The sequence below is a fragment of the Paraburkholderia sp. BR14374 genome (assembly GCF_040948685.1).
In the GTDB taxonomy this organism is placed as follows: Bacteria; Pseudomonadota; Gammaproteobacteria; order Burkholderiales; family Burkholderiaceae; genus Paraburkholderia; species Paraburkholderia youngii.
In genome coordinates this window covers 1-9,487 of the sequence record NZ_JBFPKF010000051.1, presented here as the reverse complement: position 1 = coordinate 9,487, position 9,487 = coordinate 1, and the positions used below count along the sequence as shown (strand labels likewise).

6 protein-coding genes and 7 pseudogenes are annotated in these 9,487 nt (G+C 58.9%); 4 read left to right on the top strand and 9 right to left on the bottom strand.

Features of this window, described 5'->3' with window-relative positions; translation table 11 throughout:
* Positions 1-432 precede the first annotated feature (432 nt).
* A pseudogene (locus AB3X86_RS37080) lies at positions 433-1,003 on the bottom strand (DDE-type integrase/transposase/recombinase); the annotation flags it as partial.
* Between the two features lie 302 nt (positions 1,004-1,305).
* Between AB3X86_RS37080 and AB3X86_RS37075 the strand changes: the two are divergent.
* Positions 1,306-1,428 (top strand): hypothetical protein, encoded by a 123-nt coding sequence (locus tag AB3X86_RS37075; RefSeq protein WP_368599767.1) that lies wholly within the window; start codon positions 1,306-1,308, stop codon positions 1,426-1,428.
* 89 nt (positions 1,429-1,517) lie between these two features.
* Here AB3X86_RS37075 and AB3X86_RS37070 read toward each other — a convergent pair.
* A pseudogene (locus AB3X86_RS37070) lies at positions 1,518-1,625 on the bottom strand (IS6 family transposase); the annotation flags it as partial.
* 490 nt (positions 1,626-2,115) lie between these two features.
* Between AB3X86_RS37070 and AB3X86_RS37065 the strand changes: the two are divergent.
* Positions 2,116-2,736 (top strand): carbonic anhydrase, encoded by a 621-nt coding sequence (locus AB3X86_RS37065; RefSeq protein ID WP_368599766.1) that lies wholly within the window; start codon positions 2,116-2,118, stop codon positions 2,734-2,736.
* 102 nt (positions 2,737-2,838) lie between these two features.
* Entirely contained in the window at positions 2,839-4,368 is a 1,530-nt protein-coding gene (locus AB3X86_RS37060; RefSeq protein WP_368599765.1) for a SulP family inorganic anion transporter, read from the top strand.
* A gap of 112 nt (positions 4,369-4,480) precedes the next feature.
* Here AB3X86_RS37060 and AB3X86_RS37055 read toward each other — a convergent pair.
* The 4 genes and pseudogenes from AB3X86_RS37055 to AB3X86_RS37040 form a co-directional block, all read right to left on the bottom strand.
* A pseudogene (locus AB3X86_RS37055) lies at positions 4,481-4,671 on the bottom strand (integrase); the annotation flags it as partial.
* 43 nt (positions 4,672-4,714) lie between these two features.
* Positions 4,715-4,921, bottom strand: a pseudogene (locus tag AB3X86_RS37050) (transposase domain-containing protein); the annotation flags it as partial.
* Between the two features lie 378 nt (positions 4,922-5,299).
* Positions 5,300-6,348: pseudogene (locus AB3X86_RS37045) on the bottom strand (transposase).
* A gap of 8 nt (positions 6,349-6,356) precedes the next feature.
* Positions 6,357-7,202 carry a tyrosine-type recombinase/integrase gene (locus tag AB3X86_RS37040; protein ID WP_368599764.1) on the bottom strand — a complete coding sequence of 282 codons (846 nt, stop codon included), beginning with the start codon at positions 7,200-7,202 and terminating at the stop codon, positions 6,357-6,359.
* A gap of 232 nt (positions 7,203-7,434) precedes the next feature.
* On the opposite strand from AB3X86_RS37040, the pseudogene AB3X86_RS37035 reads away from it, so the two are divergent.
* A pseudogene (locus AB3X86_RS37035) lies at positions 7,435-7,641 on the top strand (transposase domain-containing protein); the annotation flags it as partial.
* Positions 7,642-7,847: 206 nt separating this feature from the next.
* On the opposite strand, the gene AB3X86_RS37030 reads toward AB3X86_RS37035, so the two are convergent.
* The 3 genes and pseudogenes from AB3X86_RS37030 to AB3X86_RS37020 all read right to left on the bottom strand — a co-directional run bounded on the left by AB3X86_RS37030 (position 7,848) and on the right by AB3X86_RS37020 (position 9,267).
* Positions 7,848-8,405: an ectoine synthase gene (locus tag AB3X86_RS37030; RefSeq protein WP_368599763.1), complete on the bottom strand. Its 558-nt coding sequence runs from the start codon at positions 8,403-8,405 to the stop codon at positions 7,848-7,850.
* A pseudogene (locus tag AB3X86_RS37025) lies at positions 8,395-8,607 on the bottom strand (transposase); the annotation flags it as partial. The pseudogene AB3X86_RS37025 and the gene AB3X86_RS37030, both read right to left, overlap by 11 nt.
* A 24-nt stretch (positions 8,608-8,631) precedes the next feature.
* The gene (locus AB3X86_RS37020) at positions 8,632-9,267 is read right to left on the bottom strand and encodes a hypothetical protein (RefSeq protein WP_368599762.1); all 636 of its coding nucleotides are present in this window, start codon (positions 9,265-9,267) and stop codon (positions 8,632-8,634) included.
* Positions 9,268-9,487 lie beyond the last annotated feature (220 nt).

The window sequence follows — 9,487 nt, the reverse complement described above, 5'->3', positions numbered from 1 at the left end:
TCTGGAACGCGTCAGAGAGATTTAGCTTCTCGTCGGCGTCGTGATGGCTGCGAAGGCAGTCGAACGCGCCGCTGGGCTCCGGTTCACGCGCCGCATCGTTATGCCATCGCGTTTCCACACGACCTGGTTCGGTTGGAGAAACATTCAATATCGTTATCTGCCAAGCTCTACTCGCTTACGACATAGGCAGTCCTATATATAGGGGAGCATGCTCGATTTACTTTCCCTATCCCGACAGAACTCCTATTTGCACCTCAGCCCGCGTAGCTTCGTGCCGCCAGCCGACTTCATAAAACACTGGCTTGAGGCTCAGCGGACAAGGGGATACAGCTGCATAACCCTGGGCTGCCGCGAATTTTGATCTTGGCAGCTTCGCAGGTGTTGTCACGTCAAGGTATTCGAGACGCAAGAGCGCAGAGGAGGTACATTCGCTCAGAAATTGGACGGATCTTGGGTGGGCCCAGTGAAGCGATGCCACCCGGTAAAGCGTGCGGCGAGCTGTTCGCGATACACTGATACACGCAGTAAATGCCGCTTGAGCGCGAAGTGCTGACGAATCGGAGCTAAGCTCGATAAGAACGGTTGTGTGCGATCCGGATCGCGGAAACCACGCATCCGGCGCTCCCGCTCACGCGTAGGTTGATGGCTGTCTTCGGCGCGGTTGTTCACCCGAGCACTGGCTTTGACGAAGACATGTTTGATGTTTGCCAGTTCGGGAATTTCGGCCTTCGCGGCCGGATAGCTGCGCAACTGCTCGATGACCATCCTTCGTGGCGCGTCGGGACAGGCTGCCAGCACGCGGTTGAACAAGCGCTTTGCTACGCGGCCTTATCGCGACGTTTCTGCAGCAGGATGTCGAGTTCGGCGCCGTGCTGGCCGACTGCCCGCAAGGGAGCAGATAACGCTCGCCGAGCAACGTAACGGAGACTTCGTCAGGATTCTATGTGCGGCCGGGTTTGCGGCGAGCAGCTTTGACGCAATCTGCGAACCCTGCGCCGAATTTGATAACCAGTAGACCGGATACACGCCATCAAATTTTTTTGATGGATTATATGGGAATTTTTTAATACTCACAGAGGAACGCTGCACTTAGTGGCGCATCTCAACTTGCACTGGCATTGTCAGGTTGACGGTAGGCCAGCGACAGAATGAAGTGGTGAAGAAAGCGAAATCGCTTTGTCACGGGCACAGCCGGGCGGGTCGGTGAGGTTTTCGGGGCAGCCTGAGCCTTCTGGACGTCGACGAGGTGTGGCTCGAACGGGGTGTCGCGGTCACTATGAGACGATCCGCTGATGGCGCGCTGCTTTGGCGCTCGATCTCCCAGCGCGCCAAAGCAGCGCGGCCCAAGCCGGGCAGCAATGGCATCCGGACGAGATGTTCGTGAAGCTGCGCGGCAAGCGGTATCTGTTGCGACGAGCACGGCGCTGAACTCGACGTGCTGGTGCAAAATCGGCGCGATAAGGCCGCAGCAAAGCGCCTCTTCCGGAAGGGGTCGATCGGGATCGGAATGAGCGTGCCTCGATGTCGCGCAGGCTGAGCTGAAACCGGAAGTACCACAGGACTGTGTGGCTGATGACCGCCACCGGAAAGCGGTGATCGCGGCAAAGCGACTTTGCATTCTTCATCCCACGACTTTACTCGACCATCCCGGCAACGTGACAGTGCCGACCAAGCGAGACTACTGAGAAGGAGACCATCAAATTAATTTATGCTTGCGCAGATCCTATTGAGATCTGTTTGCTATATCTGATCAATATCTCTAAAGCGCAGTTGGTATCCTAAGGTATTTGACGACACAATTGCGACACAATGACTCGCCTACAATATCCAATAGACTTTTCTATTAAGGAAACCTTAATGACTGGACAAAATGCATCGAAATTCTCATCAAGCTCAACACCAACTGTTGGCGCACAACACTGTATGAGATCGCCATCATGGAGGAATCTTCTGCCGGGGCGAGGACAAATGGCAGTCGGCACGGCGTCCGTCGATCAAAATTTTGACTGGCAAGGAACCTCGCGAAAACACTTTGGCCGCTAGCAGCCATTTTCTTGATAGAAGGCTATTCGCAAGCATTGATCGAAGCCAACAACCTGATTGGAGTCTCGACTCGTGAATCTTCCAAAACGCATGCTCGTCGCCAATGTCGCGTGGGCCCAAGAAATGGGACGGCGCGAACCAAACTTGTTTCGCGCTCTAGCCATGGGGCAGAAACCGCAAGTGCTCTGGATTGGCTGCTCAGATAGCCGCGTACCCGCCGAAACCATCACCCACTGCGCGCCGGGGGATCTGTTCGTTCATCGCAACATCGCTAACCTTCTTCATCTCGACGACGACAACACCATGAGCGTGCTCGAATATGCTGTGTGTGAGCTGCGGGTCGCGCACATCATTGTCTGCGGGCACTACGGATGCGGGGGCGTGCGCGCCTCGCTACTTCCGCCAGCCGACGCCCTGCCGCACTTCAACCGCCGCATCAGGCCGCTTTGCGCACTCGCACACACGCATCACGCGGAGCTCGCTCGCCTGCCATCGGAAGAGGCACGCATCAACCGGCTCGTCGAACTTAATGTACTCGAACAGGTACGCCTGCTGCGCGGGCATCCGCTCGTGCGTGAGCGTGCGCCCTCTCCCCTTGTGCACGGCTGGATCTTTTCACTGAACGACGGGCAGTTGCGCGAACTCGAGTCGGGCTACGAGCCTGAAACAACGAAGGCAATCGCCCCCGTCTGACCCGTCGCTCCAGATCGCTCCGCTTACCTCGTTCACCAAAAAATCCCAGTCGCACAAGTTTGGCGTCGCGGTATCCACCCTTCACTATTTTTCGCTTCCATCATGACTTCGAGAGCTTTCCCGTCTGCGCTTCTACGTGACCTCGCTGCCGGCGTTGTAGTCTTTTTTGTCGCGCTGCCGTTGTGTCTCGGCATTGCAGAAGCCTCCGGCGCAGAGCCGCTAGCCGGGCTGGTGTCTGGCATCGTTGGTGGCATCGTCGTTGCCTTGCTCAGCGGATCGTCCCTCAGTGTGAGCGGCCCCGCCGCGGGCCTCGTCGTGATCGTCGTCGACGGCATCGGGCGTCTCGGTAGTTTCTCTGCATTCCTTATTGCATTGCTGCTCTCGGGTGTCATCCAGTTCGGCTTCGGCACGCTTCGGGCCGGCCAGCTCGCCTCGTATGTGCCCACACCCGTCATCAAGGGAATGCTCGCCGCCATCGGACTGCTGCTGATCGTCAAGCAGATCCCACTTGCAGTCGGTCTGACGTCGGGTCGCAACACCGAATCGTTGGCAGGCGCGCTTGCATCCATCTCGCCCATCGTCTGTACTGTCGCCGCCATCTCGCTCGCCATCCTTGCGGCCTGGGACACGCATACATTGAGACGCTTCGCGCTAGTGCGGTTCGTGCCCGCGCCGCTTGTCGTCGTAGTTGCGGGCGTAAGCGCGACGCTGGTTTGCGGCGCGCTAGGCGCCACGCTCGCGTTACCACCTGAGCACCGCGTAGCGTTGCCGGCCATCAAAACGTTCGCGGCGCTCGGCGACGCCTTGCATTTACCTGGGTTCGGGTTGAGCTTCGCGCGCCTTGTGGATCCGGAAATATGGATCGTCGCCTTGACGCTTGCCGTTGTCGCCAGTCTAGAAACGCTCCTGAGCCTCGAAGCCGTCGAGCAGATCGACCCGCAGCGTCGCGTCGCACCACCGAATCGCGAACTCAAAGCGCAGGGGGTCGGCAATATGGTGGCAGGTGTCATGGGGGGATTGCCCATCACATCCGTCATCGTCCGCAGTTCGGCCAACGTCCACGCCGGCGCGCGAAGCCGGCTCTCCGCAATCGTGCACGGCGCGCTGCTCCTCGTCAGCATGTTCGCGCTCACGGATGCGATCAACCTGATTCCGCTCGCGAGTCTGGCCGCCATTCTCATTCAAACCGGCTTCAAGCTCGCCAGACCGTCGCTGTTCATTACGCTCGCGAAACAGGGAGCGGCATCGTTCACTCAATTCATTGTAACAATCGCCGGGGTGCTCGCCATCGATCTGCTCACCGGAATTGTCCTCGGCGTGCTGTGCAGCGCCGCGCTCGCGTTGTGGGCGAATCTGCAGCGGCCTATTGCCCTCGCGCGACACGACGACCATTTCCTGCTCTCGTTTCGCAAGGATGTGTCGTTTCTCGGCAAGGTGGCGCTCAAGGATATGCTAGCGCATATCCCGGATCGGGCGACCCTCATCGTCGACACAACCCGCGCCGATTTCATCGACCACGACGTGCGCGAACTGCTAGACCGTTTCATTGCCGAGGCGCCACTGCGGTCGATCGCGGTGGAGGTGCGAGACGCCGCTACGGTGCTACCTCCTGCAACGCGCTCAAGCGCCTGACCGCACGCCAACAGTGAATGCGATCCATGACGAACGGGTCTAGCAGTCCCGATCGTCATTGCGAGAAAACTGGCACTAACGCGTCCGAAAGTTGCGATGGGAAGCGAATTTTCGCCAGCACGTAGCGCTGCTCGATCAGCCAGCGAAACAATGCACCCTGAACTGATAGTGCATAGGCGATGGAATTCGGCGGCACCTCGCCTGTGAACGGCAGCCATTCGGGCGACGATCGCGGTCGTGCCGGCGCCCCCCAAAAGCGCGGGAAGTGGGATGGCGCAGAAGCGCACGATAACCGGTTGCATCGTAAGCGCGTCGCCAGCAACGTCTTGACTGGAGATCGCGATCTTCAGACTGCGGCGCGGAGCTGATCGGAGACGACCCAGGGTGCGAGTTCATCGATGCGGTTGATCGCATGCTCGGCGATGCGCGCGAGCACGAAGGGCAGATACGCCTCTGGATCGATGCCGTTGAGTTTTGCGGTGCCAATGAGGCTGCAGATGGCGGCGGCACGTTCGCCGCCGGAGTCTGCTCCAGCGAACAGATAGTTGGACCTGTTATGCCGAGATCGGCATAATGCAGAGATTTTTTTGGTTGGCGGTCGCCGCAACCAGCGCATCACCATGTCGTCGGACCTGATCCGCGGCCGGTAATCAAAAAAATGTTTGTGCTGAACCGCTCCACAGGCGGTGGCCGCTATGGGCATTGAATGACCGCCGCGGTAATTTGTGATGTCTTGCAGGGGCGATCAGACCGGGACTTCCGGCGGGAGTGGGAAGCATCACCTGTAAAGGAAGCGGGAATGTGCGCGTGAGCCGGCAGATCACCCGCGGTTCTGGAGTACGCTGGTGCGCCAGCAGATCGAAGGCACGAGTGCAGCCGCGTTGACCTCGTCAGGAAAGGCGAACGTGTGCGGAAACAGGTGCCGCGGCAACTAGCGCGCATGGGTGGAACCTGGCGGGGCTCGTGGAAGGCTGCCGGGCATATCTTCGATGCGAAGCATGTGCCCCTTGCCACATACGGGGCAGTCGCGCAGTGACCTGCCGGTGAGCCGCTGGTAGCGGTCACGGTAGTCTTCCCCGGGCTCGGCTGCGGCACCGGCGGGTGCTTCGACACCGAGCAGCTGCCTGCAGGTGGCGAGCCTGTCGGCACGGTGGCAGTTAGCGAGCCAGCCGTAGCTGCGGATGCGCTTGAAGCCGTCAGGCAGCACATGCAGCAGGAAGCGACGGATGAACTCGTCGGCCGTGAGCGTCATGGTCCTTTGTCTGGACTCGCGCCGGTAGTCCTTCCAGCGGAACTGGACGGTGTGCCCGTCGAAGGCGAGCAGCCGGTTGTTGGAGATGGCGACGCGGTGGGTGTAGCGGCCCAGGTAATCGAGCACAGAAAGAGCCGCCGGAAGAGGCGCGACAGGACCCGCACCGGCAGGAAGAAGCCGGGACGGCACGCGATCCAGTGCTCGCCATCCGGGGCGATGCCGCCGCCCGGCACAACGCAATGCACGTGTGGATGATGCAGCAGATTCTGCCCCCACGTGTGCAGGATCGTGATGAAGCCGATTTCGGCACCGAGATGTCTGGGGTCGGCAGCGAACGTGCGCAGCGTCTCGGCGCTGGCGCGAAACAGCATGTCGTAGAGCACGCGTTTGTTCTGGTACGCGAGAGCCGCGATGGGTTCGGGAAGCGTGAAGACAACATGGAAGTACTCGGTCTCGGGAAGCAGCTCGGCCTGCCGGCGTTCAAGCCATTGCGCGCGGGCGAGCGACTGGCACTTTGGGCAATGTCTATTGCGGCACGAGTCGTGGGCGATGCGCTGATGGCCGCACGCGTCGCACCGCTCTACATGCCCGCCGAGCGCGGCGGTACGACACAGCTCGATCGCACTCATCACGCGCCGCTGGACACGAGTGAGCCCCTCGGCATGGGTCTGCCGATACTGCGGACCACAGCGGCGAAGGATGTCCGCCACCTCGAGCGCCGGGCGCATCGCCGGCTTCAGAAGTACTCGGGCGCAGGTGGCGGCGATGGAATCGGTGCGGGGTGCGGCAGCAGATCGAAGGGACTCGCGGTGGCACACACGGTGCTGGTCGCGATTCTCAGGTAGCGCGAAGTAGTCGCGAGGGACCTATGGCCCATGAGCAGCTGGATCCTGCGCACATCGGTACCGGCTTCCAGCAGATGGGTGGCGAACGCATGTCTCAGGGAATGCGGTGTTATCGGCTTCTGGATGGCACATCGTTGGCGTGCGAGAGCGCAGATTCGCGAGACGGCGCCCCGCGTGATGGGGTGTCCGGGAATATCACCGGGAAACAGCCAGCCGCGGGGGTGAGCGTCCTGCCAGTACGTTCTGAGGATCTCAAGCAGCCGTGGCGAGAGCATGACGTAGCGATCCTTGCGGTTCTTGCCCTGGTTCACACGGATGACCATGCGCTTGCTGTCGATGTCCGTGACCTTCAGGTGGACGACTTCCGACACGCGCAGGCCGGCTGCGTAGGCAACCATCAGGATGGTCCGATGCTTCAGGCTGGGGATCGAGTCGAAGAAGGTGGTGATCTCCTCCAGGCTGAGGACAACCGGCAGGCGGACCGGCTTCCTGGGCAATGGGAAATCCTCGTCACTCCAGTCACGTTTAAGCGTCACGCGATAGAGAAAGCGCAGTGCACCGATCGCCGGGCTGAGACTGGCGGGTGCCAGCTTGCGCTCTTCGCGGAGATAAATGAGCCAGGCCCGGATCTCCTCGGGACCCAGCAGTTCGGGCGAACGGCGGAAGTGTCGGGCGAAACTGGATACCTGAATCAGATAGGACTTCTGGGTATTCTCTGCAAGGTTACGGATCTGCATATCATGCATGCATGCGTTGGCGCAGTGGCGTCATGGCGAGCCTCCTGGAAGCAGTGGGTGGAATGCCCAAACGGGCGTTCACATACTGCTGCTGGCGATACCGGTCACCGCTTCGCCGGGGTTCAGCGCCAGACGACCCACTTCATGAAACATCAGCCATAGACCTGTGCCAACCTCCCACTACCGCGTCAGCGGTTTAGTACAAGCCCTGTTATGCCGAGATCGGCATAACAGGCGCAACTATCTGTTCGCTGGAGCAGACTCCGGCGGCGAACGTGCCGCCGCGATCTACAGCCTCATTGGCACCGCAAAACTCAACGGTATCGATCCAGAGGCGTATCTGCGCTTCGTGCTCGCGCGCATCGCCGAGCATGCGATCAACCGCATCAATGAACTCGCACCCTGGGTCGTCGCCGATCAGCTCCGCACCGCGGCCTAAAGATCTCAGTCTCCAGTCAAGACGTCGCTGGGGCCACGCTTACTCAATTGCGGCCAATGGGTCGATTGGTCAACAACCGACAGTTCGTGGAGTCCATCGCAAACATTCCCGCGGCCGAGGCAGGAGACGCCATGCCGGACAACCAAGCACGCCCGCATAACTCAACCAAATGGCCGCCTAGACAAGCCCGGGGCGGTTCACGTTGCTTAATATGCCGAGCCTGTCGGGTCGTTGAGGTTGTGGCACTCGGTTCCGTTGAGAGGCGGGTTGAAGATATTAACGAGGATCATGTCCTTGCCCCGTCCCCCGCGCAGAAGATGCTTGTCATGTTTGTCAAGCACATACATGTCGCCCTTGCAAAGGGCGAAGACATTACCTTTCATGTCCTCCACCTCGCCCTCTCCGGCGATGCAGTAGCAAGCTTCGAGATGGTTACGGTATTGCAGAAACGAGACCGTGTTAGCGCGCACTACGGTGTGGCAAAGGCTAAAGCCCATGCCGTCCTTAGCCGTAAGGAGGCGGTGGCTAGTACCATTTCCCCAATCGACGAAGTGATCGGTCGCTTCAACATCGTTCAGGCTACGCACAATCATATTGTTTGATCCCAAGAATAGAGTGCAAGTCATTATTGTGAAAGCGCGGAGGCCATTGTTCTGACCAGAAGCGCGGCTTCCGCGCGCTCCCGAAGCGGAAAGCCAAGGTATGGCTTTGGACGGGGCAGGCAGACCGGCGAGAAGCTGCCAAGCCATGTTTTCAACTGCCATCGCCCCATTCTTGATACGGCACCGTCCTGACCTCGCCGGTTGTGCTGTGCGCCACCCCTTCAAATAGGCCCGCCCGTAGTTGCCGGCGCCACTTGAATACCATATTCGGATTCAGTCCGTGCGCCTGCGCAAGCTTGGCCACCGAAATACCCGGCTCGCACCCCGCGACGGCAACTTGCCGTCGGTACTCTGGTGTGTAGTTCGGTCGGCCCTTGCGAGTCCCGAGCTACGGCGACACCTGCACGAATTGTAGAGTCTCATCTAGCTTGAAATCAATTTCATTGATGCCATCACCAAACACAACCTCCTTCGGGTTACTAACATATGTCCCCGAAACAGCCACGCCTTTCTTTTCCTCAGTTGTACATATCCAGTAGGTCGGATGTGTGTCAAAAATATATTTGCCATTTGGCTTTCCTGGCATTGCAAATGCTGGCGAGCTATTCATATAGACGGCAATGCTCATATTTGTTGACTCTCTAACTGTGAACGAAGTGTCTGTCATAACCAGCATGCTACCGTTTGGTACTTGCTTGTCGTGGAATGCCAGAGGAGATGTCTTAAACTGATCATTGGAATAGATCACGCCCATAGCGCTGTTGCCGTTAGCAGTGGTCGGATCCATGGTTTGGATCGGCCCGCCTGAGCACCACTCGACACCCGGTGTTAGTGGTTGGTCGGAGGTCCCCCAGTTTAGCGCCCAGTCGACTGTCCAATGGTACTTGTTCGTGTTGCCATCGTTGATCGTTTGCAGAAGCCAAACTAATGGCAAGCCTGTTTTTAAATTAGGGTATGTCTGATAGATAGCGACCTTTGCAGGAGCTCCGCTGGAATTGACCACGGATATAGAGTATGAAGACATGAGTGTATCCCCTTTCATGCTTAAAACTGTTGATGACCAACTTGGTCGGAAAAATGTGAACTATTGTCGGGCAAGGCGGGAAAATTCTACGAAGTGAACCGCCCCGGGATTTCCGGAGGCTCCACTTCTTGAGAAAATGGAGCTATGGAAAACACGAAGAAGAAGTGTCCAAGGTACTCGCCTGAAGTTCGTGAGCGGGCTGTGCGAATGGTTCTGGAAC